We start from the raw sequence: 24,879 nt of genomic DNA on the forward strand, positions 1-24,879 counted from the left end.
AAGCTGTTAATTCTTATTGGCTCGGGCAGTTTTCGCTTTTTTCAACTTACTCAAGGCGTCAAAGCTTAGGCCGACTGATGCGACAATCATAGTACCACCCAGATAGTATGGGGCTTTAAATACCTGATACGTTTCATCTGGGTCATTATTCGATATATCGTGAGCCAGGCTACCCATAAAATTTGCTGCTAGTCCCATCACTAAAATAGTCCCACCAACTGCACCAATAATATTAGCAGTTGACCGCCTTTCAAGTGATTTATTTAAATATAGATTTACCTCTGCCTCATCCCATGTGTACAAATGGGTTTCAAAACCATTCTCATTCAGCCATTTTAGTTGTCCTTTCCGAAAAGGAGGTTCTACTTTTAGAATCGTTTCACTGGTTGGAGTCTCGTCTTCTTCCTGAGCTTCAACATAAAATGAAAAAAGAAGAATGATTAGGAAAAGGCAGGTAGTACGTGTTGGTTTCATGATTATATGTCAACTAATGGTTCTTAAACCCCCAAATTGACATAATGCTGGAAACTCTTAATTCTCTAAGTTGATGAAAAGCTCATTTCCCATTCTGGGCTTAATTGAATTGTAGCAGGGGGATAATGAATTGATCTTGAACTGAGTATGGAAAAGCTTCTGATACTCAGCTATGGAACCTCCATAAGGTGGCTGGCCTTCATTCATTGCGATGGACCAGAGCACCCCTACGAGCTTTCCACTCGGATTCAAGAGTGATTTAGTTTTTCGCACATAGGACGCTCTTAGTGAAGGGTCGATCGCGCAAAAAAAAGTTTGCTCCAGTATCAAATCATAAGTGCCTTTATGATTAAAAAAATCTTCCTGTATCAGCTGATTTTCGGGGAAATCAGGGACCCTGCTTTTAAAGTTATCTAACGGTTGCTTTGCTAAGTCAATGATATAAACGTGTTTGAATCCTTTATTAAAAAGGTATTCTGCTTCATATGCATTCCCTGCTCCGGGAATTAAAATTCGAATTTCTTTATCGGCTAGCTGATCGATGTATGAAGTCAAAGGTTTTGTGGGACCACCTGTATCCCAGCCTTTTGAACCCTCCTGATAACGTTTTTCCCAATACGACTGATCTAATGACATCAGATTACCCAAAAATCTCCTTCAACTTAGCTTCCAGGCTAGCTCCTCTAAGATTCTTTGCAATAATTTTACCTTCTGGGTCAATGAGGAAAGTTGCAGGAATGGCATTGACTTGATAGTCTATTGCGGCCTGACTCCTCCAGTATTTTAAGTCAGAAACATGAAGCCAAGGCAATCCATCTTGTTGAATGGCCCCCAGCCATTTCTCTCTGGTTCTATCTAATGAAATACCAAGAATTTCAAAGTTCCTATTTGAGTACAGATTATATACACGTACCACGTTGGGGTTTTCTGCTCTGCATGGTCTACACCAAGCAGCCCAAAAATCCACCAAAACATAATTACCTCTCAATGAACTTAAGGTTATGATTTCTCCTTCAGGATTTTCCAAAGCGATTTCCGGAGCTTCTTTACCAATTGCCAAACTCTTCTTGGCCGCCACTTGAGTTAACAATCCTTTGACATGAAAATTCTCCGGCATTTCAGTCTGCATTTCAGCAGCAATGGAATCAATGAACATAAAGTTTTGTGTGGCATCAATCATTTGAATACCATAAAAAGCAGCTAACGAAGGACTTGCATCTCTAATAAGTGATTTCAATTCACCTTCTGTTGTCTTTGCTAAGTCCATCATTTGAAGCTGAGCACTTTGAAAGGATTGTGCATCATTGTTTGTACGTGCCTCCCGCTGTGCTTGCTGAAGTTGTTGTATCTGTTGACGATACGCCTGCATCATCGCATCAATTTGATTTTTGTATTCTGTATCGTATGAGCCAGATACTTCTGAGAATCCCCTTGGATCATTCCCCTGGGCATTTACTACCACCTCATTCTCCTCACCTGTGAGAATAAGGGTAATTATCTGCCGTCCATTGAAATTGAGTCGATAAAATGCTGGTTCATTAATCGAAAGAAAAGTGGAGTAATCCCCATTGGTATCAACTTCCAATGTGTCTATTGGCTGCACGCCATTTTCTCCAATAACTTCCAAATAAGCAAATCCACCAGCCGGAAATTGCTCCAAATTGCCACTGATTTTGGTTCCTATTGAGTCTTGCTGGGCACATCCCACACTAAACACCAGACCTAACAATAATAAGATACTTTTCATCATCTGTTTTTCAGTTCTCTTTTTTCCAACGCATCTCTCAAAAGATCGTTCATCTTCTTAGGGTCAGTACTGCCTTTTGTCCGTTTCATCACTTCACCCATGAATAGACCGATCAGGTTTTTCTTTCCATTTTGGTAAGCCTTGACCTTATCCGGAAATGCATTTAAGACCTCCAAAATTACATTTGAAATATCTTCCTCACCAGACTGATTCAAATTAAGCTTCTCAATAGCCTCGCTGACGCTATGCGTGTGGTTCTTTACTAAAAAAGGAAGTACGTGCTTGCTGGCAGCTGAATGATTGATTTTTCCAGATTCTATTGCATTGATCAAATCTGCTAATTGAGTAGCCGAAACTGGCATTTCACCGTCAGTTTCATTATTGATAATGGATTTTATAGCTCCACATATCCAGTTTGCTGCTTGTTTATAGTAAATGGTCCTTTTGCAAACTTCTTCAAAATAAATAGCCATTGACTTGTCACTTGTCAAAACCCCAATATCATAATCTGAAAGTTTATATACTTTCCTGAATCGGTCACGCAACTCTTTAGGCGTGAGAGGCATTTTACTTCGAATTTCCTCCAACCACTCATCCGAAACAGTAAAAGGGCTTAAATCAGGTTCAGGAAAATATCGGTAATCGTTAAGCTCCTCTTTCATTCGCATGCCTGAAGTCGTCCCTTTATTTGCATCAAACAGCCTGGTCTCTGAAATAATTTGCTCATCTCTCTGCAGTAAGTCGACTTGCCTTTTAAACTCATGGTTGATGGCTCTACCTACATTTCTGATCGAGTTCATGTTCTTTACCTCTACTTTTTGGCCAAGCTCTTTATCTCCTCTTCTATTTACAGAGATATTCGCATCGCATCTCAAAGACCCTTGCTCCATGTTTCCGTCGCATATATCGAGAAACTTTACGGTATGCCTGATTTCCGTTAAAAATGCCATTGCCTCATCTGCTGAATAAATACATGGCTCGGTTACAAGCTCAATTAACGGAACTCCTGCTCTATTTAAATCAATAAACGAATCATTTGCATCAAGATCATGAATGGATTTGCCAGCATCTTCTTCGAGGTGAATTCGATTAAGTTCTACAACTCTTTCTCCACCACTTTTCGTTTTAATTCGAATCTCCCCTCCAATACAAATGGGCGTTCGATCCTGTGTGGTTTGAAATCCCTTGGGCAGGTCAGGGTAGAAGTAGTTTTTGCGATCAAATATGCAGTACCTTGAAATAGCACTATTGCATGCTAAGCCCATCCTGATTGCGTATTCTACAGCCTGCTTATTCAACTTGGGCAACACTCCAGGGTGAGCCAGGGTAATCACACTCACATTGGTATTTGGAGGGGATCCATAAGCTGCAGAGTCAGCCGCAAAGAGCTTACTAACTGTAGAAAGCTGGATGTGTACCTCCAGCCCTACAACCAGTTGAAATTCGTTAGGTAAACTCTTTTCCATCTAGGATGCTTCCACCATTTCCTTACCCAGTTTAAGGGCTTCATCCAGACCGGAAATATCTTTTCCACCCGCAGTAGCGTAGAACGGTTGCCCTCCTCCTCCACCTTTAATGGCAGAAGCCATTTTTCGAATGATTTCATTTGCATTCATTCCATTCTTTACAAGCTCATCTGCAAGCATTACAGTTAACATGGGCTTCCCATCTATATTAGCTGCAATGAGTAATACCAGATTATCAACCTCTCGCTTTAGATCAAATGCCACCTGCTTCATTGCATCTGCAGATGGAAACTCTCCTTTGTAAAGAATTAATTTCTTCCCATTTACTTCCTTCGCCTCATTCTTTAACTGATTCTTAATCTGACCCGCTTGCTGACTGTTCATCTCATCAATCTTTTTCTGATTGGCAAGATTCTCTTTTACCAGATTCTCAATTGTTTTTTTCAAGTCTTTCGGATGTTTGAGCATTTCCTCCAGCTCCGAAATTAGTTCAAGCTTTTGCTGATAGTACTTCTCAGCAGCTACTGATGTGACAGCCTCAATTCTTCTAACGCCAGCCGCACTAGAACCCTCACTTACAATTTTGAATAAGCCAATATTACCTGTTCTTAGCACGTGAGTTCCTCCACACAATTCTACCGAATAGTCTGAGTCAAAGGTGATCACGCGTACAAAATCTCCATACTTCTCACCAAAGAGTGCCATCGCTCCCATTCTTTGTGCTTCGTCAATAGGCACATTCTTCTTCTCATCAAGCGCGATATTCTCCCTAATCTTTTGGTTAACTATTCGCTCAACTTCTGCTATTTCCTCATCCGTCATTTTAGCAAAGTGAGAAAAATCGAATCTTAAGATTTTGTCATTTACTAAAGAGCCCTTTTGCTGAACGTGATCACCTAGCACCTGTCTTAATGCTGCATGCAATAAGTGAGTTGCTGAATGATTGTTCTCTGTTAATCGCCTCTTACTCTCATTTACTACAGCCCTCACATCACTTTCAAGTGAAGAGGGAAGCTTTTTAACAAAATGAACAATTAGGTCATTCTCTTTTTTAGTGTCTATCACCTCCACCTTTTCTTCTCCAAATTGTAAATATCCTGTATCACCAACCTGGCCCCCACTCTCTGCATAGAATGGTGTTGATTCAAGAACAATTTGATACTGTGTCTTATCTTTTTGTTTTACTTCTCTATACCGAAGAGCTTTCGTCGTTGCTTGCGTTTCCGCATATCCTACAAATACTGTTTCATCGCCCTCATGTACCATCATCCAGTCACCGGTAGTCTGCTTTCCCGCACTTTTAGATCGGTTTTTTTGGACTTCCATCTCCTTTTGAAATCCGGATTCGTCAACCTCCATGCCATTTTCGCGAGCAATCAAAGCAGTTAAATCAAGTGGGAAACCATAGGTATCATACAATTCGAAAGCTGTTGACCCTTCAATAACTTTAGCCTTTCCACTAGTAATCGTATCCAGTTTCTTCAAACCATTATCCAGTGTTCGCAAGAAGGATAGCTCCTCCTCTCTGATGACTTTTGCAATGAAATCCTTTTGACTGGTCAGTTCAGGAAATACTCCCTCAAACTGGTCAACCAGAATATCAAGCAGTTGATATAGAAATGGCCCCTTGAAATTGAGAAACGTGTATCCGTACCTAACTGCTCTTCTTAAAATTCTTCTTATTACATATCCTGCTTTATTGTTGCTTGGCAATTGTCCATCGGCAATGGTAAATGCAATTGCCCTGATGTGATCCGAAATAACTCGGATGGCGATATCCGTTTTTTCATCTTTTCCATAATCAACACCAGCCTTTTTAGCCACCCATTGTATTAGCGGCTGAAATACATCTGAGTCATAATTGGATTGCTTGCCCTGAATCGCCATTGCTAAGCGCTCAAATCCCATCCCAGTGTCCACATGCTTTTCCGGCAGGTTTTCGAGCGATCCATTGCTAAGACGATTATATTGAATGAATACCAGATTCCAAACTTCTACCACCTGAGGATGATCCTGGTTAACCAGGTCTTTGCCGGGCACTTTATCTACTTCGCTTTGGGGCCTTAAATCAATGTGCAACTCTGAGCACGGACCACATGGCCCGGTATCGCCCATTTCCCAGAAATTATCTTTTTTATTTCCATTCAATACCCGATCCTCAGGAAGGTATTGCATCCAGATTTTTTTTGCTTCTGTATCCTGATCTAGATTTTCTGAGCTGTCTCCCTCAAATATGGTTGCGTAAAATCGATCCTCCGGTAGTTTAAACTCTTTAGTTAATAGCTCCCATGCCCAATCAATGGCTTCCTGCTTAAAATAGTCTCCAAATGACCAATTGCCAAGCATTTCAAACATGGTGTGGTGGTAGGTATCAATACCCACCTCTTCCAAATCATTATGTTTTCCGGAAACTCTTAAACATTTCTGTGTATCAGAAACTCGCTTAGATTCCGCAACCTTATTACCAAGAAAGTAGTCTTTAAATTGATTCATTCCCGCATTTGTGAACATAAGGGTAGGATCATTTTGCACAACAATGGGTGCAGAGGGCACTATTTTGTGAGATTTGCTCTCGAAAAATGTAAGGAATTTTTTCCTTATTGACTTAGAATCCATTGAGGAAGAGTAGATTAGAATGTTACTGTTAAATCTTGTAATTATGAAAAAATCTCAATTATCCGTAAATTGCACCGGTAATTTGTAAATCACCTGCAAAGAATAATTACAAAATTACGATAATTACCCTATCAACCCATGGCAAAAATTAAGTACTACTACGACACGGAATCCTGCCGGTATGAGCGCATCAAAGTCTCATCCTGGGATATTGTGGTCAATCTGCTAGGTTTTCTTGTTGTTTCTTCGATAATTGGTCTAGGAATCTTTTTTGTGACCGACCACTATTTTGAGTCGCCTGCTAAGGCAGCCTTAAGAAAAGAGAACGAAGAGCTTAAACTTTACTACGAATTTCTTGAAAACGATATCGCTGAAGCAAATAAAATGCTTGGCGTTCTCGAAGAGCGAGATGATGATATTTATCGAGTGGTTTTTGGCGTAGAGCCCATTCCTGATGCAATCAGATCTGCAGGAGTTGGGGGATCAAACAGGTATCGGGAGCTTTTAGAAAAAGGCCTGGAACGTGAAGAGTTGATTCTTACTAACATGCAGCGCATTGATAAGTTGAAGAAGCAGATGTATATCCAGACAAAATCTTATGATAACATCATGGATATGGCTCGAGATAAAGAAGCCTTATTGGCTAGTATGCCGGCCATTCAGCCTGTTTCCAACAAAGAATTAAAAAGATTAGCTTCCGGATTTGGCTATCGAATGCATCCAATATATAAAGTAAGAAAGATGCACACCGGAACCGACTTTTCACTCCCTACAGGTACTCCTGTTTATGCTACTGGTGATGGTCAAGTTGTTTACACGAAAACAAAGTTCTCGGGATATGGCAAGCACATTAAGGTCAAACATGGGTTTGGTTACCAGACACTATATGCTCACCTCAGTGAATTTCTTGTAAAGCCGGGTCAAAAAGTGAAGCGTGGACAGATTATTGGGTATTCAGGGAATACTGGAGGATCAACTGCTCCACACCTGCACTATGAAGTGATCAAGGACAATAAAAAAGTGAACCCGGTTAATTTCTTCTATCAAGATTTGAGTGATGAGGAATATGCTGAGGTACTTAGACTTTCCTCATTGGAAAACCAGTCAATGGGTAACTACTAAGCTTTTAAAATTTCTTTAAAAGCGGTTGGTCTTTGCGGCTAACCGCTTTTTTATTTGTAGTTCATGAAAACAAAGTTTTTTTTTCTAACTCTAGTAGTTTCAGCAGGGTCATGTAATACGGTGAAGACTCCAACGTCTACTTCCCCTAATTTGCCAATTTCAGAGGTTATTGAAGCTAAGCTGGATACCACCTATCTCATTACCAAAAAAGGCGATACACTCTCAAAACTTCATCAAGAAATTGATATATCCATCGAAAGACTGCTTCCGGATACCGTGACCATAGTTGCAGTTGGGGACATTATGATTGGGACCAATTTCCCAAACAAATCGTATTTACCTGATGGAAATGGTGATTATCTATGGGACCATGTAGGGACAACTTTGAGAAATGCAGATATCACCTTTGGGAATTTAGAGGGGACGGTTCTCAATGAGGGTGGCGATCAGAAAGAATGCAATAACCCGAAACTCTGCTATCTATTCAGATCACCTGAATACCTGGCGGCTAATTTTTCAGAAAATGGTTTCGACCTAATGAGTGTGGCCAACAATCATGCAAATGATTTCGGAGAAATCGGAAGAAAAAATACGCAAAGAGTTTTGGACTCTTTGGGAATTGCTCATGCCGGATCTATTGACCAACCTTACACTATTACCAAAATTGGTCACCTAAAGGTTGGGTTTTGTGCATTCGCACCTAATAGAGGTACCGCAAGCATTCACCAGTATGAAAGAATCAGGTCAACCATCCAGCTTCTAGATTCTCTAACTGATATCGTTGTTGCTTCTTTTCATGCAGGAGCCGAAGGATCTAAACATCAGCACGTAACCCGAAAAAGAGAATACTATTATGGTGAAGATCGTGGGAATGTATATGAACTCTCGCACCTCATGATTGATAATGGTGCTGATGTGGTATTAGGTCATGGGCCTCACATTGTAAGAGCGATTGAAGTTTATAAAGAGCGCATTATCGCCTATAGTTTAGGAAATTTTCTAACCTATGGAAGATTTAATTTGAGGGGGCTTGCAGGTGAAGCACCTATTCTGGAAGTCGAAACAGATGCCACCGGGAAGTTTTTAAAAGGGAAAATTCATGCTTTCAGGCAAAGTTATTCCGATGGACCAAGAAATGATTTGAATCTTTCTTCGATAAAAACAATCCAACGATTATCTTTGGAAGACTTCCCGGAAAATCCAATTGCGATTGACAATGATGGGAAGATATTCTATCTTCAAAAATAAAAGCCTACTCAACCTACAGTGCCCTACAAGGAAAAGGAAATTGAAAAAAAGTATTACACCATCGGCGAAGTGGCCGACGAATTGGGTGTAGCTACTTCTCTTATCCGTTTTTGGGAAGGTGAGTTTGATAACATCAAGCCAAAGAAGAATAGAAAAGGTAATCGCCAGTTTACCAAAGACGATCTTCAAAATGTTAAGCTTATTTACCACCTGGTAAAAGAAAAAGGCTATACCCTTCAAGGGGCCAGAGATTTTATTTCCAATGGTGGAGATACGGCATCTGACAAAATGGAGATGATTGAATCTTTAAAAAAGATTAGAAAATTTCTTACCGAGCTTAAGCAAGAATTGTAACAATGTCGGAGGAGTTGGTTTTCCAGATTGCGCTGGAGCTGATTCCAGGAGTTGGTAATAAAGGAACAAAGCAACTTTTAAGTTATTGTGGTTCTGCCACTGAGGTTTTCAGAGCTCCAAAAAGTAAGTTGCTAAAAATCCCTGGAGTTGGTGAGAAAATGGCAAAGGCGGTCAAAGAAGCCAGCCCTTTTAAAGAAGCTGAATCTATCGTTTTTTCTTCCGAAAAAATCGGGGCAGAAATTCTTCACTATTCAAACCCACTCTTCCCAAAGCGATTAAAGCAAATACCGGACGCCCCAAGCATCATCTATAAGAAGGGGCATGGTGATCTCAATCCCAAAAAATCCATTGCCATAGTTGGCACGAGGAAAGCAACCTCCTACGGGAAAAACATTACAGATAAAATTGTATCAGACTTATCTGTTCTGGGTGTCACAATTATCAGTGGTCTTGCCTACGGGATAGATATTCAATCACACAAAGCCTGTCTCAAAAACAACATTCCTACTTGTGCTATTCTTGCAGGTGGGTTAGATCGAATTTATCCTTCAGTCCATAAAAAATATGCAGAAGAAATACAGGAGCATGGAGCTATCATCACTGAAAGTATCCCGGGAACTAAGCCTGACCCTCACCTTTTTCCTGTCAGGAATCGAATCATTGCCGGGATGACAGATGCAACCATAGTGGTAGAAGCTGCGGAAAGGGGGGGCGCTCTCATTACAGCAAATATTGCAGACTCATATAACAGATTGGTTTTTGCTGTTCCTGGTGATGTGGGACATACCTTTTCTGAGGGCACTAATAAACTCATTGCGACCCAACGAGCACTTATTTATACCGGAGTAGAAGATTTAATCTACCACCTTAACTGGGATGTGAATCTGGAAGATGATAAACCAAAAATCATCCCTGAGCTAAGTGAACAGGAGCAAATAATTTTTGAATTATTAAGCGAAAATAGATCCCCAATTGAGATTGACTTAATCTCCGCGAAAAGTCAGATACCTATCAATCAGGTTGCTTCACACCTGCTTAGTCTTGAATTCAAGAACCTAGTGAAGAGTATGCCTGGCAAAAAGTTTGGTTTGGTTTAAGCCTCTGGATTCAGCCAAAAATTGAGGGAGTCATATTCATGGCTGCTTTAAATTCAGTCATGTCTAATCCGGTTTCCACATTGGCAGCATTAAAATAGGCTAACATCTTTTCTGTTGCCATATTTCCAGTCAGATCATCTTTGGCCATCGGGCACCCTCCATACCCTTTGAGCGCTCCATCCATTCGTCGGCATCCTGATTCATACGCTGCTGCAACTTTTTCTGAAATGGTAGTCGGTGTTGAATGTAAGTGAGCTCCGAATTCTATATGAGGAAATTTAGGAATTAACGTCTCAAAAAGGGTAGATATATTTTCAGGAGCTGAAACTCCAATGGTATCTGCCAGGGAAATAACCTGCACCTCCATTTTATCTAAGCGATCTACAAATTCGCCCACATAATCCATTTCGTACGGATCTCCATAGGGATTTCCGAACCCCATAGAAAGATAGACAACCAATACTTTTTCATGGTCCTCGCAGAGTTCTTGCATCTCTGCCAGATCATTAAATGCATCGTTTACTGACCGATTGGTATTTCTCTGCTGAAAGGTTTCCGATAAGGAAAGTGGATATCCTAAATAGTTAATCTCATCGAACTGGCATGCATCATTTGCTCCCCGAATATTAGCAACAATCGCAAGCAGTTTTGATGTAGTCTCAGAAAGGTTAAGTCCTGCTAAAACCTCCGCGGTATCGCGCATTTGCGGTATTGCTTTTGGTGAAACAAAGCTTCCGAAATCAATGGTGTCGAACCCCACTTTTAAAAGCTGATTGATGTAGTTGACTTTAGTTTCTGTTGGAATAAAATCATGCAAGCCCTGCATGGCGTCACGTGGACATTCGATGATCTTCATATTACTTGTCAAATATTTTGTTTAGCTCATCCATCTTACTCTTAACTTTCTCAACATCATCATCTGTCACCATCGTTTTCATTTGAGTTGAAGAAGTAGCCATATATTGCTGGACTTGTGCCCTTTGCTCGGCTGGCATTTTTGCGATTTCCTGCTCCATTTTCACTAATCCGTATGCGATGGATATGGTAATCCACTTTCCTGTCCAACCTTCATCCCAACCGTGCTTTTCAAAAACTGATTTTATTTTTTCATTCGCAGCAAACGCTTGAATCATATTATAATCTTCTATATTATCAAATGACTCACCCAACGCTTCTAAATCTGCAACCAAAGGCTCATATGTTTTAATGAATTTATCAACATCACCATCTTTTAGTGGTGTTGTTGTTGGCATTTGAGAATAAGAAAGCGAATATGTAAATAGGACGCATACAAAAAGGAAAAGTGTTTTTTTCATAGTATTAGAATTAAGACTTGAAGTTAACCACTTCCCAAATCGTGCCAAAAAAATTAGAAAAACTCTCTGGCTATTCGGTGAATTGCGTCTGACTTACCCATGCTGTAGAAATGTAATACCGGGACTCCTGCATCGACCAATTCCCGACATTGCTGAATACCCCACTCAATTCCTAGCTCTTTTACCTCTGAATTGTCCTTACATTTAGTGATTTCCTGCTCCAGTTCATCCGGTAGGTCAATTTTAAAAATATTAGGCAATACCGTTAAATGCTTTTTGATAGCAACCGGCTTAATCCCCGGAATGATCGGAACGTTTATTCCTATTGCACGACACTCATCTACAAACTTGAAGTATGCCTTGTTGTCAAAAAACATCTGAGTAACGATATATTCTGCCCCTAATTCCACCTTCTTCTTCAACCATTTCAAGTCAAAGTTCATATTAGGGGCCTCAAAGTGCTTTTCCGGATATCCGGCTACTCCAATACAAAAATTGCTGGGAATCGCATTTTGCAATTCCTCATCTATGTACTCACCTTTATTCATCCCTGAAATCTGTTGCACCAGGTCGGAGGCATACGCATTGCCATCAGGTTCAGGCTTAAATTCTCTTTCAGATTTGATGCTATCGCCCCGTAAGGCCAGTACGTTATCAATCCCCAAAAAATTCAGGTCAATCAACGCATTCTCAGTTTCTTCTCTGGAAAACCCCCCACAGATGATATGGGGAATAGCATCTATGTGGTAGTGGTTCTGGATTGCTGCACATATCCCCACAGTTCCTGGTCTTTTCTTGATGCTTCTTTTTTCCAAAAGGCCGTTTTCTCTTTCCTTATACACATATTCCTCTCTATGGTAAGTCACATCAATGAAAGGCGGCTTAAATTCCATTAAAGGATCTATCTGATCAAACAGATTTTTGATACTGTCCCCTTTTTTGGGAGGTATGATTTCCAAAGAAAATAGTGTTCTGTCAGATTTTTTTATGTGATCTACAACTTTCATATTAGTTTTTTTACATCCCCCTGTCAATCGTCAGGAGCCATCCCTCCCCCCTTCAAAGGGGGAATTCTATTTATAATTTAGGTTAGGCGCCAGCCACTTTTCAACTTCAGCTATTTTCATTTGTTTTCGCTTAGCATAATCTTCAACCTGATCTTTGCTGATTTTTCCAAGTCCGAAATATTTAGATTCAGGATGAGAAAAATAGAATCCACTTACGGATGAAGCCGGGTACATCGCGAAAGATTCAGTAAGCTCCATGCCCGTATGATCCTCTACTTTTAGCAAATCAAACAGGATTCTTTTTTCTGTGTGATCAGGACAAGCGGGGTAACCGGGAGCCGGCCTGATGCCTTGATATTTTTCTTTGATCAAGTCACTATTCGACCACTTTTCATCATTAGCATATCCCCATAGATCTTTTCTTACTTTTTCATGCATCAATTCTGCAAAAGCCTCTGCTAATCGATCAGCAAGTGCTTTGACCATAATTTCTTTATAATCATCATGCTCTGCTTTGAATTTTTCAATCAATGCCTCAATACCAATACCAGCAGTTACGGCAAACCCACCCATAAAATCATTATCAATCGGATTTAAGAAATCAACCAATGAAAGATTAGGGACTCCTTTTGCTTTCTTTCCCTGCTGTCTGAGAAAATGGAATTTCGACGTTTGCTCTTGAGATAAGATTTCAACATCATCACCATTTCTTTGAACCTCAAACAATCCAACTACAGCATTTGCTCTTAAGGATGCATTTGCAATAATTTCATCAAGCATTTCTTGTGCATCATCAAAAAGTTTTTTGGCTTCCTCCCCTACGGTTGGATTTTCAAAAATCTGAGGATACTTGCCTTTCAGCATCCACGTTGAAAAGAATGGCGTCCAATCAATATATTTTCTGATTTCTGCCAAGTTGTAGTCTTCGAAAATGGTAATTCCTTCTTTATAGGGTTTGTAAACGGAGTGATCTGACCAATCTATGGAGATCGCGTTTTCCTTTGCTTGAATGTAAGGAATATAATTTTTTATCTCTGTTTTGGAAGCATGATCTGCAGCTAGCGTATCATATTCTGACCTAATTAATTTGCTAAATTCAGCTGATTTATCGCTTAATAGTTTTGTTGAAACCCCAACACTTTTGGAGGCATCAAGCACATGAACGACCGTCTGATTGTATTTAGGGACAATTTTCACTGCTGTATGAATGCGTGAAGTAGTAGCTCCGCCTATCAATAAAGGAGTTGTCATTTTTCTTCTGCTCATCTCCTCCGCAACCGTCACCATTTCATCCAGAGAAGGAGTAATCAAACCACTTAAGCCGATGATATCAGCTCCTATTTCTTCTGCATGATCTAATATTTTATCGGCCGGTACCATCACACCCATATCCTCAATCTCGAAGTTATTGCAAGCCATGACAACCCCTACTATGTTCTTTCCAATGTCGTGAACATCTCCCTTTACAGTAGCTAAAAGAATCTTGCCTTTTGTATTGCCCGAAGCTTTTTCTTCTTCCAGATAAGGAGTTAGGTATGCGACGGACTTCTTCATCACTCTGGCGCTCTTCACCACTTGCGGAAGAAACATTTTGCCACTCCCGAATAGATCTCCTACGATGTTCATTCCATCCATCAGAGGGCCTTCTATCACCTTTAGTGGACTTTGATATTTCTGTCGTGCCTCCTCAGTATCGTCTTCAATAAAATCAACAATTCCCTTAATCAACGCATGAGATAAACGCTCTTCAATAGATCCTTTTCTCCATTCCAGATCTTCAACTTTCTTTTTTCCTTCTCCTTTTACATTTTCAGCAAATTCAAGAAGCCTCTCAGTTGCATCATTTCTACGATTGAGAAGTACATCTTCCACATGCTCCAATAAGTCTTTTGGAATCTCATCATATACTTCAATCATTCCGGCATTGACAATTCCCATGTCCATACCCGCCTTTATTCCGTGATATAGGAAAGCCGAATGCATTGCTTCTCTAACCACATTATTTCCCCGAAATGAAAACGAAACGTTGCTCACACCCCCACTGACTTTAGCTTCGTGTAGATTTTCCTTTATCCATTTAGTCGACCGAAAGAAATCAAGTGCATTGTTATTATGCTCTTCAATGCCGGTTGCTACCGGAAATATGTTTGGATCAAAAATGATGTCCTGAGGTGAAAACTTCACCTGATCAACCAGTATGCGATAGCATCTTTCACAAATTTCAATTCTACGTTCGTAGCTGTCAGCCTGGCCTTTTTCATCAAAAGCCATCACAATCACCGCAGCACCATATCGCTTTACTTTTCTGGCTTGTTCAATGAACTCCTCCTCCCCACCCTTCAAACTGATGGAATTCACAACTCCTTTTCCTTGCACACATTGCAAGCCCGCTTCAATGATTTCCCACTTGGAAGAGTCAATCATAATCGGGATGCGTGCAATCTCTGGCTCAGAAGCAATTAAATGGAGGAACTTGACCATTGCCTTCTTTCCATCCAGCATTCCTTCATCCATGTTCACATCCAGGATTTGCGCCCCACTGCGTACCTGATCTAAAGCCACTTCTAGTGCTTCATCGTACTTATCTTCAGCAATGAGTCTCGCAAAACGCTTGGAGCCGGTTACATTAGTGCGCTCACCTACGTTGACAAAATTCGTGTTTTCGGTTACAATTAGGGGTTCGAGACCTGATAGAACCAGTCTTTTAGTCGATAGATTATAGTCGATAGATTGGTTCACTTTAAACTATTTCTAAGTCCCTGAATCATTTTAATTATCTCTTCTAGCTCGTTATAAAGTACATTGAAATCAGTCATATTAATTATTTCTCTCTTTTTTCCTAAGTGAAGACATGCCACCACTTCAATACCTGATCTTAAAGCAATACCTAGAAATCGAGAGAATTCTTTATTGGTTTGACCAGTCGAGCCTTCAGCGATATTAAGTACAATTGAATCTGCAGCTCGTTTTATTTGCGAGGCAAGTGCGTACTTTTCTTCAGACGGAATTTTTTTTATGAGCTTGTCAATTTCAACCGTAAGCTCCAAAGCTCTTTGCCAGACTTGTAATTTCTCAAACTTAAATGCCATAACTATTCACTGATTATCTGTTGACTATGGACTAATTGCCGTGGACTGTAGCCTTGCGCAAGCTTGGCTATCGCTGCAACATGCTCTGGAGTCGTACCACAACAACCTCCGATAATATTCACCAATCCTTCATCCAGAAATTCTTTGATTTGCTCAGCCATTAGTTCGGGTGTCTCATCATACTGTCCAAATTCATTTGGAAGGCCTGCGTTTGGATGTGCGCTTACAAAAAAATTAGATTTATCAGCTAAAATCTTGAGATAGGGTCTTAGCTGTGAGGCTCCCAATGCACAATTCAGCCCTACACTTAATAAGTCAACATGGGCAATAGAAATCAAGAAAGCTTCGGTGGTTTGTCCGGAAAGGGTCCGGCCGGAAGCATCCGTAATTGTTCCAGAGATCATGACCGGAACATCAATGTTGCGTTCTTCTTTAACTTCATCAATGGCAAATAATGCAGCCTTTGCATTAAGCGTATCAAAAACAGTCTCAACAAGTAACATATCTACACCCCCGTCGAGCAACGCTTCCGCCTGTTGCTTATAAGCAATTCTTAATTCCTCAAAAGAAATGGCACGGAAACCAGGATCATTTACATCAGGTGAAAGAGAGGCTGTTCGATTGGTTGGGCCCATTGATCCGGCCACAAAACGTGGCTTATCTGACTCTCTGACTGTGAACTCCTCTGCAACTTCTTTGGCTATTTTGGCTGATTGATAATTCAATTCATAAACCAATTCTTCTAAGCCATAATCTGCTTGTGCAATGGACGTACTTGAGAACGTGTTTGTTTCAGCAATATCGGCTCCTGCCTCAAAGTATTCAGCATGAATTTCTTTGATAATGTCAGGGCGTGTGATGGAGAGGAGATCATTATTCCCTTTAAGAGACTTTGGGTGATTCTTCAATTCTTTGTTCCTGAAATCCTCCTCTTCCAGCTTATGACGCTGGATCATCGTGCCCATAGCTCCATCAAGCACTAAGATTTTATTATGTAAAAGTTCTGTTAGTTTCTTCATTCTCTGGCTTAAAGCTTACTTACCAGAGAAAGTTCCGAATGGATTCGCTCATCTTTCCTGTTGCTACAGGCTGGGAAGTAGCACCGAAAATCACACACTGATGATCAGGTTGCTAAGACGTCTCAGGGCCCATTCCCTCGGTCTTTCTTGATAAGTAGAGCAAATATACGCATCGGTCGATAGTACACAAGTGATCTGTAGGTTCTTTCCTATTTTTACCCCACATGAAATTAGCAGCCATAGATATTGGTTCCAATGCGGTTCGTTTGCAAATAACAAGGGTATTGGAATACGAAAAAGTAATCACTTTTAAGAAGCTCGAATACGTCCGGTTCCCTCTTCGGCTAGGTCATGATGTATTCTCTGAAGGTAGAATCAGCGAGTATAATGAGGAGCGTTTCTTCAAGCTTATGACTGCTTACAAAAATCTAATCGATTTGTATGAGATAGATGGATATTTTGGATGTGCTACTTCTGCTATGCGAGAGTCTGAAAACGGAAGAGAAATTGTAGATCGTGTTTACCAGGAATTAGGGATAGATATAAAAATCATTTCTGGTGATGAGGAAGCCGAAATGATCAACAAAGTCATTTTGCAAGGGTTGGACAATGCACATTATATCCATATCGATGTAGGTGGCGGCAGTACTGAGCTGAATATCTACGAAAATCACGAAAAAGTCTATTCACATTCCTTTAAAATAGGTTCCGTTAGAACACTTGAAGGTAGGGATACACCGGAAGCCTGGCAGGAAATGAGGGAATGGGTGGGCAAGTATGCCTTTAAAAAAGGTCAAAAAATTGAAGCGGTAGGTACAGGAGGTAACATCAATAAGCTTTTTGAGCTTTCCGGATCAAGTCCTAAATCAAGAAAAATGAGTCTCGAAACACTTACAAAGACTCAAGACGTGCTTAAGAACCTCACATTAGAAGATCGATTAAACAAACTTCAGCTTAACCCGGACCGGGCTGACGTTATTATTCCTGCCTCAGATATATATGTTGCAGTGATGAAGGCGGCCAAAGCAAAGAAAATCATTGTCCCTGATGTAGGCCTGAAAGATGGTATCAATTATCATCTGTATCAAACAAAGCATCCGGAGAGCGACAAAGTATTTGTGAAGAATTGATTGATTTTTTTATCAATAATGGATTTTAGTCTAGGAAAAGGCTCCTGAAAACTTGTTCATTCATTCTTCCAGATGGATAAAACCCATTATCTCTTTGATAACTAATGAGAGCTGTTTGAGTATCCGTGCCGAATAGCCCATCAAGTTGGTGGTCATAGCCTTTGGCTATTAAACGTTTCTGGAGTTCCCAAACATATCGGTTTTGATCACCTAAAGTAAGAGCTATAATTTCAACTTCATCACTATTTGATTTAACCAAAGAGACTGGCATTCCACTTTCAATCAGCTTTATATCCTCGTTTGAAAAGTTTTCTTCTTTAAGGCTGGTTGAATTTAAAAGAATGGCTTCTAATTGCTTTACTCTTGAGATAAGTCTATTATAGTTCGCAGCTGAATTCATAGCCAACTCCGAGTTTTGATCAGGAAATCTCACATCTATCGAATGATTATTCCAAACCATTCGTGCGAATGATCCAATCTCTAATGATTTTGTAAAATATTCGTCTACCACTAATTGATCATGGTAATTCACATCCACACCATCATTAATTATATACTCATAACTAGTTGGAGGATTAAACCTTTTGTAGTCTTTATACTGAAAGTATGCTATAAGTGGTAAGGTGATTATCAAGATCACAAAAAGTATCTTTTTCATAGGGATTAGATTTTTCGAAAATGGAATTCAATTTTTTTCGCAAGTTTGGCTTCATCAAGCTCAGAGTATTTGCTGGCTATATCTTTAATGAAATTCAATATTATGTCGTTGAGCTTCGATTGGAACTCTTTAGTCATTACTCCGGAGACAGCTGTTGCTACGTAAAATTTCTCAAAAGACTGAATGTTGATGGACAGTGACTGATAAGTAATATTCTCCAGACTCTGATTCCCTTTGGAAAAAGAATCATTTGCAAATGATTTGATGGCGGTGAGCATGCCAGCTATCATATCCTGATCAAAAGATTTGTTCCTTGAATAACTGGCCAGGAGTATTCCCGAGTTTTCTTCAATGATAAATATTTCTTGTATCTCAGCCTCGCTGGCTTTTTGTATTAAAAGCTCTGCATAGCTTTTACCCAAGAATGATGCTTTGATCCTTAAAATAAGATTTTCAAATGACAACAGGGACTCAACCTGTTTGTCAATCTTTTCGGATAAAACCTCTATCTCTTGCGCAACATACTTTTTAATCATCTGTCCAATGATTGGAAAAAGTGCCTGAACTACATCGTCTCTGGATTCTTTTATCTGAACCTTAAGTGTTTGCGTTATGGTAGGACCAAGTTTATCAGGCATTACCTGCATCATCTTACCCATTATTTGATTCACTTCATGATCAGGCACAACCCTATTACTAAGGGATCGATCTATTTTATCGTTTACTTCAGAAAGGTCATGACTTAGCTCTTCATATTTCTTCTTCTCTTCTTCAAAAAGAAGGTCTTTTAGAATCGATAAATCACCTTTTTTGCCCATCTATTAGGATTCTATCTGATTTGCCAGATCTCTTAAAAACTTAGCCAATTGCCCTCTGTCCATTTTAGATTCGGACATGACTTCCATGTTTTTTTCAATGGTTTTGAAACGATCCTTGAGCACCTTATCCAGATCGTCTAATTTTTTGGAATACTTGCTTTCGAGGTTGGAAATTGATGACTCAATTTCATCTCTATTCTTACTAATAAATTGTTTTAATTCACTTATTTCACCTCTGTACTCTTTTACATTTTGGCCAAACAGTAAATCCCTTACAGCTTCAAGCTTATCCTGTTCCTGTTTACTCATATTATCTTTTTCGCTCATATTAAATAGAGATTGTGAGTTAATAATCTACAACTGTTTTATTTGATTCAGGAGTTGGGCTTTATGCTGTCTCCCTATTGGCAATATCCGATCAGCAATATCAATACTCATCTGTTCAATATTTTTAATTTTATTTATTTGGACGATGAAGGATCTGTGAATTCGTACAAACATGCCCGGAGGTAATTCTTCCTCTATATTTTTCATCCGATTATGAATGATATACATTTTTGCATCGGTGTACACTTTCACATAATCGCCATAAGCCTCAAAATAGTTTATATTCTTAAAATCAACATTGACTAAAAGATTATCAGATTTTAACAGTACAAATTCTGAGGTCCCTGATTGGGACATTTGCTTATAAAGTCTATTTATTACCTCGTTTTCTTCTTGGATTCTTCGATTTTCTCTTTCCAGTTTTTTTGAAGAAATATCTCGCAAGTTTCTCTCTTGTTGAAGTTCAAAAACCCGCTCATATTGTTCAGAAAAATCATAAACACTTAAGCAAAAGGTATCAGTAGATATCTTTTTTACTCGAAAATCGAAATGAGAATCATGTCCTAATAAATCAATTGAGATACAATTGAATTTTAACTCATCTGAATCTTCCAAAGCAAAAACAATTTCCTCCATTCCCTGAAAGAAATATATTGTTGAAAACACATTATCATTCCCTTTTTTCATTTTAAAAAGGGTATTGTCTGATTCAAGAACCAAGCCATCTCTGCCGAAAACTATAGCTTGTGCTTTCGATACAAATGGCTCACACTTTAATTCTTTTAAATTCATAATATACTCTTGGCTAATGAGATGAATGCTTCTTCTACATTCTCCCCTGTCATTGCGCTGGTAATCTTAAACTTTATAGGAATTTCTCCCTGAACTTCTTCGATAAACTCTTTTGAAACAAGGTCAGACTTATTGCCAAGCACGACAGACTCCATTTGACTGTTTTCCTTTGCTATTGAGAAAATTTCATCTTCTATATTTTGATATGTTTCTTCTCTGGTAAGATCAAAAACATAGATCATTCCGTGTGCTCCCATGAAATAATTTTTAGGGATCTTAGAAACACTTTGTTCGCCTGCTATATCCCACAAGATTAAATTAAGCTTAGCTCCCTCAATCTCCACTAGTTTTTTATCAATCTTAACCCCTATAGTGGTCAGATACTGATCGGAGAATTTCTCATACACAAATTGCTTGATCAGTGATGTTTTACCCACACCGAAATGACCAACAACGATTATTTTTTTGGATACTTCCACCTTAGATTAGATTAAAAACATGTTTGGTTAGGTTCTGAAAGATAAATCTATTCAATAATTCTACAACACCCTATCATAAGATGGCTTACAACCTTTAAATGATTGCTGTTTAGATGGGAAATACGGGCGTTCACCGAAAATTTTCAATGGTTGATAGTTTGAATGGCAATGTTTGTCCTAAAAAGTTATGATTAAAATCACCAAACAGATGGCTTTAGCAGTATCATTTATGGTACTTGCTTATGTGTCCAAGGGACAAGATGGCCTACCGGAGAATCCAGAACCAGGTAAATGCTATGCAAAATGTGTAGCTCCGGATGAATACAAGGAGGAAACTGAAAGAGTAATGCTAAAACCAGCATATACTACTTTAGAAGTGATCCCAGCAGAATATAAGGAAGTAACAGAAACTGTCGTCATTAAGCCTGAGACAAAAAAGTACATCCTTGAGCCTGCAGAATACAAAACAGTATATGACACGATTTGGATTAAGGATCCATACAATAAATTATCTGTTGTTCCTGAGGAATTTTCTAACGATGTTCAGACTGTAGAAATCAAGTCGAAAACAGGAAGGTGGGTTGCAGGAGAAAAAGATCCTGACTGTCCATCAATAGACCCTGATGACTGTAGAGTTCTTCACTTTGTAGAAATTCCAGCAGTTACAAGAGATGTTTCTATTAAGAAAAAAGTGAAAGACCAGACTACTTCGTCCAAAAAAGTTGAAGGTAAATACCAGGTAGTTGCGAGAGAGGAAATCGTAAAGGAGCCAACTTACAGAACTGAAGTAATACCTGCTGAAACAAAAGAAATTGTTAAAACCGTGCTTGTCAAAGATGAAACAACAAGAGAAGTCACCGTAGATGCAATTTACACTGACGTGACAAAAAGGGTTTTGGTAAAGCAAGGAGGTCTTACGGTATGGAGAGAAGTCCCTTGTACAATTCCTTCTAATGGTACCGTGCTTCCAATAAACTATGAAGTTGGTAGTGCTGAGTTAACCAGATCTTCTTTAAGAATCATTGACACAAAACTTTTGACTCGCATGCAGGAAGAACCAAATTCTATCGTAGAAATTGGATCACATACGGATGCACGCGGTTCCGCAGAAGCTAATCAAAGTCTGTCAGAAAGAAGAGCAAAGTCAGTTGTAGAATACCTGATAAGCAAAGGAATCGATAAAGAAAGATTACTAGCTGTGGGATATGGCGAAACCAAACCACTCAATGAGTGTGTGGATGGAGTTCAGTGTTCTGATTCTAAACATGCAGCTAATAGAAGAACTGAATTCAAAGTTTTTTAAAACAGAAATGAGAAAATTACTTTCAATAATCGTTCTTCTAGCATCCTGCTACCTGGTTGTAGGTCAGAGTGCTGACAACAGAATTGCTTTCCCATTAGGACTTACTCTTAATCATTTTGAAGGCAAACTATTCAAACTAAATGAAGCATCGTTAGGTGTAGAGACTGGTGTCAAGTACTACTTAAGTAAGTCTTTTAACCTGGCTGGGAATCTTCATTTCTTTAAGCTAGATGGTGAAAATTTTGAGATAAATACTCAGGACTATGACCTGGCTTTAGAATACAAGTTGAATAACGGGCTCATAATGAGTGAAGACGCTAAACTCAAACCTTATCTGACAGCTGGATTTGGATTACTACACAATAGTGATACAGATATAGATAAAAACCTGGGGGTAATACCTGTAGGTGCAGGCTTAAGGTATGAATTGTCCAATAATGTAGATTTTCAGATTCAATCCAGGTATAAAATAACACCTAAAGATGAAGCATTTGATTATCTCACAACTAGTCTTGGTCTAGTGTTTACACCTGGAGGAAAGAAAGATTCTGATAGAGATGGTGTGATTGATAAACTTGATAAGTGTCCATCTCAAGCAGGAGGAATGGCAACTAATGGATGTCCGGATAGTGATAAAGATGGTGTTGCAGACAAGGAAGACAACTGTCCTCGAATCGCTGGAGTAGCTCAGTTCATGGGCTGTCCAGATTCTGATGGAGATGGAATTGTTGACACTCAAGATTCTTGTCCTAATGAAGCCGGTAGCAAGGAAAACAATGGCTGCCCTGATTCTGATGGAGATGGGATTATTGACAGAGATGATGCCTGTCCTGATGTGGCTGGTATATCAAACATGAACGGATGCCCTGACTCGGATGGAGACGGAGTAGCGGACAAAGATGATAGATGCCCTCAAGTAAAGGGATTGCGTGCAAATAGTGGCTGTCCGGAGAAAGACACGGACAGTGACGGTGTAATCGATAAAGAAGACGATTGTCCAGAGACTGCAGGACCTACCTCTAACAATGGATGCCCTGAAATCAATGATGAGGTCAGAGAGGTATTAAGAGAGGCTCTTGAAGGAGTGCAATTTAAATCAGGGAGTGATGTGTTACTTGGCTCTTCAAATGCTAAGCTTGATAAGGTGGTTAAAGTATTGAAAGGTAATCTAACCTTCAACCTGAAAATATCAGGCTACACTGACAATACCGGTAATGAACAAGCAAACTTAGTCCTATCACAAAAAAGGGCTCATGCTGCTGAAAAGTATCTTATTGATAATGGCATTGATGCTTCTAGAATTACAGCAGAAGGGTATGGTATAGCGAACCCGGTTGCTGACAATAACACCAGAGAAGGAAGAGCTAAAAATAGACGTGTAGAATTTGAGATAGTTTTTAAATGACCAATCGTTGGTGACTAATTATAAAAGCGAGTCTAAGCCTGCCCCTTTTGGGGCGGGCTTTTTTATGAAATGTTGTTTGACTGGATCAATTGTTTGTTTACCGAATATCCGAAAATTACAATTATGTCAGATCTATGTTTGATGTCTAATAATTACCCTCGCCATGAACACTTCTTTAACCAACATTGATTATTCTGAGATTACAGAATTACGCAGAGTCATAAAGAAACTTAATGATGAAAATAGTCAGTTAAAAACTGAAAAGCTGCACCTTACTGAAAAGCTGACTGAAGCTAATAACCAGCTAAAAAACACCAATATTGAACTGGATAAACACATAAGTGAAATGAGAGAGTTTTCTTTCTTCGTCTCACACAATCTAAGGTCGCCAGTTGCCGCACTTAAGGGATTGTATTCCCTTTTTCAAATTCAAAATGATGAATACGAGATCTCTGAGAAAATGGGGATAGTCATTGACCATCTCGATTTACTCTTACGGGATATGAATGAAATCACGAACATCAGAGATCAGCTTTTTCATACAAATGTTAAAGTATTGATAGAACCTGAAGTTGAAAAAATAAAGAAAATATTGACTTCAAATTTGCAAACAAGTGATTTTGAATTGGAAGCAGATTTATCCAATGCCGGATCTCTTTTTTCTGTTCGGCCGGTATTTAACAACATACTCTACAATGTTTTAAATAATGCAGTAAAGTATCGATCATCCCATCGGGATTTGGTCATAAAAATCGAAAGCGAAGAAACGGTAGATCATGTAATCATTCGTATAAAGGATAATGGGCTTGGAATAGATTTGAAAAAAAATGGAGATAAAATCTTTAAGCTATACAATAGATTTCATCCTGAAATAGATGGAAAAGGAATGGGGCTTTATCTCACCAAAATGCAAATTGAATCCTTAGGCGGAAAAATCGAAGTTAAAAGCGAATCAGGGATTGGGACTGAATTTATTTTATATTTTAAAAAGAAGGCAAAAGACAGCAATAAGGTGCTTTTTGAGAATAATTCTGCAATTATTTTCTACAACAAGCAATTAAGTATTTATTCTTTAAAATGGAAAGAAGACTTCACTTTCGGAGATTTTAAAGATGCTTACAGTCACTCTATTGCTATTCAGTCTGAGTATTTGCCATCCTCATGGCTATTTGATTTTTCAAATGCCCCAAAAATTCCAATAGAATTTCAACACTGGGTAAAGAAAAACATATTGCCTGCCATTGATCCATCGCTAAAAAACATTTATTGGATCTTAGGAGAGAATGGAAACAATCAATTGACTAAGGAGATATCAATAACCAAGAAAACACTCGAAAAAAGAGGAATAAAATTTAGTCTTGCGGATCAGATTGAAACGCTGAATCTTTCAAAAGAAAAAAATTAGGCTTATT

The 24,879-nt window shown here is 39.1% G+C and carries 24 protein-coding genes and 1 riboswitch; of the genes, 8 read left to right on the top strand and 16 right to left on the bottom strand.

Annotation, left to right across the window (positions count from 1 at the left end):
- Positions 1 to 6 precede the first annotated feature (6 nt).
- From ACO05G_RS11715 to alaS, 5 genes are read right to left on the bottom strand one after another with little or no spacing between them, the layout of a single operon-like run.
- Positions 7 to 474 carry a hypothetical protein gene (locus tag ACO05G_RS11715; protein ID WP_421762948.1) on the bottom strand — a complete coding sequence of 156 codons (468 nt, stop codon included), beginning with the start codon at positions 472 to 474 and terminating at the stop codon, positions 7 to 9.
- 57 nt (positions 475 to 531) lie between these two features.
- Complete coding sequence (locus ACO05G_RS11720; RefSeq protein WP_421762949.1) at positions 532 to 1,110, bottom strand: methyltransferase domain-containing protein; 579 nt, start codon at positions 1,108 to 1,110, stop codon at positions 532 to 534.
- A 4-nt stretch (positions 1,111 to 1,114) separates the two neighbouring features.
- Complete coding sequence (locus ACO05G_RS11725; protein WP_421762950.1) at positions 1,115 to 2,224, bottom strand: redoxin domain-containing protein; 1,110 nt, start codon at positions 2,222 to 2,224, stop codon at positions 1,115 to 1,117.
- Entirely contained in the window at positions 2,221 to 3,687 is a 1,467-nt protein-coding gene (gatB, locus tag ACO05G_RS11730; protein WP_421762951.1) for an Asp-tRNA(Asn)/Glu-tRNA(Gln) amidotransferase subunit GatB, read from the bottom strand. Before gatB ends, ACO05G_RS11725 begins: the two co-directional genes overlap by 4 nt.
- Entirely contained in the window at positions 3,688 to 6,303 is a 2,616-nt protein-coding gene (gene alaS, locus ACO05G_RS11735; RefSeq protein ID WP_421762952.1) for an alanine--tRNA ligase, read from the bottom strand. It abuts the gene before it with no gap.
- A 138-nt stretch (positions 6,304 to 6,441) separates the two neighbouring features.
- On the opposite strand from alaS, the gene ACO05G_RS11740 reads away from it, so the two are divergent.
- The 4 genes from ACO05G_RS11740 to dprA all read left to right on the top strand — a co-directional run bounded on the left by ACO05G_RS11740 (position 6,442) and on the right by dprA (position 10,124).
- Positions 6,442 to 7,425 carry a M23 family metallopeptidase gene (locus tag ACO05G_RS11740; RefSeq protein WP_421762953.1) on the top strand — a complete coding sequence of 328 codons (984 nt, stop codon included), beginning with the start codon at positions 6,442 to 6,444 and terminating at the stop codon, positions 7,423 to 7,425.
- A gap of 63 nt (positions 7,426 to 7,488) precedes the next feature.
- A complete protein-coding gene (locus ACO05G_RS11745) occupies positions 7,489 to 8,673 on the top strand; it encodes a CapA family protein (RefSeq protein WP_421762954.1) in 1,185 nt (394 codons plus the stop codon).
- Between the two features lie 18 nt (positions 8,674 to 8,691).
- A complete protein-coding gene (locus ACO05G_RS11750) occupies positions 8,692 to 9,027 on the top strand; it encodes a MerR family transcriptional regulator (protein ID WP_421762955.1) in 336 nt (111 codons plus the stop codon).
- A 2-nt stretch (positions 9,028 to 9,029) separates the two neighbouring features.
- Positions 9,030 to 10,124: a DNA-processing protein DprA gene (gene dprA / locus ACO05G_RS11755; protein ID WP_421762956.1), complete on the top strand. Its 1,095-nt coding sequence runs from the start codon at positions 9,030 to 9,032 to the stop codon at positions 10,122 to 10,124.
- A 10-nt stretch (positions 10,125 to 10,134) separates the two neighbouring features.
- On the opposite strand, the gene ACO05G_RS11760 is transcribed toward dprA, so the two are convergent.
- The 6 genes from ACO05G_RS11760 to ACO05G_RS11785 form a co-directional block, all read right to left on the bottom strand.
- Complete coding sequence (locus tag ACO05G_RS11760) at positions 10,135 to 10,980, bottom strand: hydroxymethylglutaryl-CoA lyase (RefSeq protein ID WP_421762957.1); 846 nt, start codon at positions 10,978 to 10,980, stop codon at positions 10,135 to 10,137.
- A 1-nt stretch (position 10,981) separates the two neighbouring features.
- Positions 10,982 to 11,440, bottom strand: a complete 459-nt coding sequence (locus tag ACO05G_RS11765) for a hypothetical protein (RefSeq protein ID WP_421762958.1) — start codon at positions 11,438 to 11,440, stop codon at positions 10,982 to 10,984.
- A 53-nt stretch (positions 11,441 to 11,493) separates the two neighbouring features.
- Positions 11,494 to 12,447: a methylenetetrahydrofolate reductase [NAD(P)H] gene (gene metF / locus ACO05G_RS11770; RefSeq protein ID WP_421762959.1), complete on the bottom strand. Its 954-nt coding sequence runs from the start codon at positions 12,445 to 12,447 to the stop codon at positions 11,494 to 11,496.
- Between the two features lie 66 nt (positions 12,448 to 12,513).
- On the bottom strand, positions 12,514 to 15,186 hold the full coding sequence (gene metH, locus ACO05G_RS11775; protein WP_421762960.1) for a methionine synthase: 2,673 nt from the start codon (positions 15,184 to 15,186) through the stop codon (positions 12,514 to 12,516).
- A complete protein-coding gene (locus ACO05G_RS11780) occupies positions 15,183 to 15,536 on the bottom strand; it encodes a four helix bundle protein (protein ID WP_421762961.1) in 354 nt (117 codons plus the stop codon). The genes metH and ACO05G_RS11780 overlap by 4 nt, the downstream gene beginning before the upstream one ends.
- 2 nt (positions 15,537 to 15,538) lie before the next feature.
- Positions 15,539 to 16,555 carry a homocysteine S-methyltransferase family protein gene (locus ACO05G_RS11785; RefSeq protein WP_421762962.1) on the bottom strand — a complete coding sequence of 339 codons (1,017 nt, stop codon included), beginning with the start codon at positions 16,553 to 16,555 and terminating at the stop codon, positions 15,539 to 15,541.
- Positions 16,556 to 16,600: 45 nt separating this feature from the next.
- Positions 16,601 to 16,712, bottom strand: a riboswitch (SAM riboswitch).
- Positions 16,713 to 16,779: 67 nt separating this feature from the next.
- On the opposite strand from ACO05G_RS11785, the gene ACO05G_RS11790 reads away from it, so the two are divergent.
- Positions 16,780 to 17,685 (top strand): Ppx/GppA phosphatase family protein, encoded by a 906-nt coding sequence (locus ACO05G_RS11790; RefSeq protein WP_421762963.1) that lies wholly within the window; start codon positions 16,780 to 16,782, stop codon positions 17,683 to 17,685.
- Positions 17,686 to 17,710: 25 nt separating this feature from the next.
- Here the strand turns inward: ACO05G_RS11790 and ACO05G_RS11795 are convergent, their stop codons facing one another.
- From ACO05G_RS11795 to ACO05G_RS11815, 5 genes are read right to left on the bottom strand one after another with little or no spacing between them, the layout of a single operon-like run.
- A complete protein-coding gene (locus ACO05G_RS11795; protein ID WP_421762964.1) occupies positions 17,711 to 18,343 on the bottom strand; it encodes a peptidoglycan-binding domain-containing protein in 633 nt (210 codons plus the stop codon).
- 5 nt (positions 18,344 to 18,348) lie between these two features.
- Positions 18,349 to 19,161: a hypothetical protein gene (locus ACO05G_RS11800; protein ID WP_421762965.1), complete on the bottom strand. Its 813-nt coding sequence runs from the start codon at positions 19,159 to 19,161 to the stop codon at positions 18,349 to 18,351.
- Positions 19,162 to 19,164: 3 nt separating this feature from the next.
- Positions 19,165 to 19,488 (bottom strand): hypothetical protein, encoded by a 324-nt coding sequence (locus ACO05G_RS11805; protein WP_348283669.1) that lies wholly within the window; start codon positions 19,486 to 19,488, stop codon positions 19,165 to 19,167.
- A gap of 27 nt (positions 19,489 to 19,515) precedes the next feature.
- The gene (locus tag ACO05G_RS11810; RefSeq protein WP_421762966.1) at positions 19,516 to 20,280 is read right to left on the bottom strand and encodes a LytR/AlgR family response regulator transcription factor; all 765 of its coding nucleotides are present in this window, start codon (positions 20,278 to 20,280) and stop codon (positions 19,516 to 19,518) included.
- Entirely contained in the window at positions 20,277 to 20,759 is a 483-nt protein-coding gene (locus ACO05G_RS11815; protein WP_421762967.1) for a Rab family GTPase, read from the bottom strand. The genes ACO05G_RS11810 and ACO05G_RS11815 overlap by 4 nt, the downstream gene beginning before the upstream one ends.
- A gap of 208 nt (positions 20,760 to 20,967) precedes the next feature.
- Between ACO05G_RS11815 and ACO05G_RS11820 the strand changes: the two genes are divergently transcribed.
- The 3 genes from ACO05G_RS11820 to ACO05G_RS11830 all read left to right on the top strand — a co-directional run bounded on the left by ACO05G_RS11820 (position 20,968) and on the right by ACO05G_RS11830 (position 24,872).
- Positions 20,968 to 22,062 (top strand): OmpA family protein, encoded by a 1,095-nt coding sequence (locus ACO05G_RS11820; RefSeq protein WP_421762968.1) that lies wholly within the window; start codon positions 20,968 to 20,970, stop codon positions 22,060 to 22,062.
- 7 nt (positions 22,063 to 22,069) lie between these two features.
- Positions 22,070 to 23,467 (top strand): OmpA family protein, encoded by a 1,398-nt coding sequence (locus ACO05G_RS11825; protein WP_421762969.1) that lies wholly within the window; start codon positions 22,070 to 22,072, stop codon positions 23,465 to 23,467.
- A 163-nt stretch (positions 23,468 to 23,630) separates the two neighbouring features.
- Positions 23,631 to 24,872, top strand: coding sequence for a sensor histidine kinase (locus tag ACO05G_RS11830; protein ID WP_421762970.1), 1,242 nt, complete (start codon positions 23,631 to 23,633; stop codon positions 24,870 to 24,872).
- Positions 24,873 to 24,879: the final 7 nt, after the last annotated feature.

Source organism: Ekhidna sp. (assembly GCF_965227465.1).
Lineage (GTDB): Bacteria > Bacteroidota > Bacteroidia > Cytophagales > Cyclobacteriaceae > Ekhidna.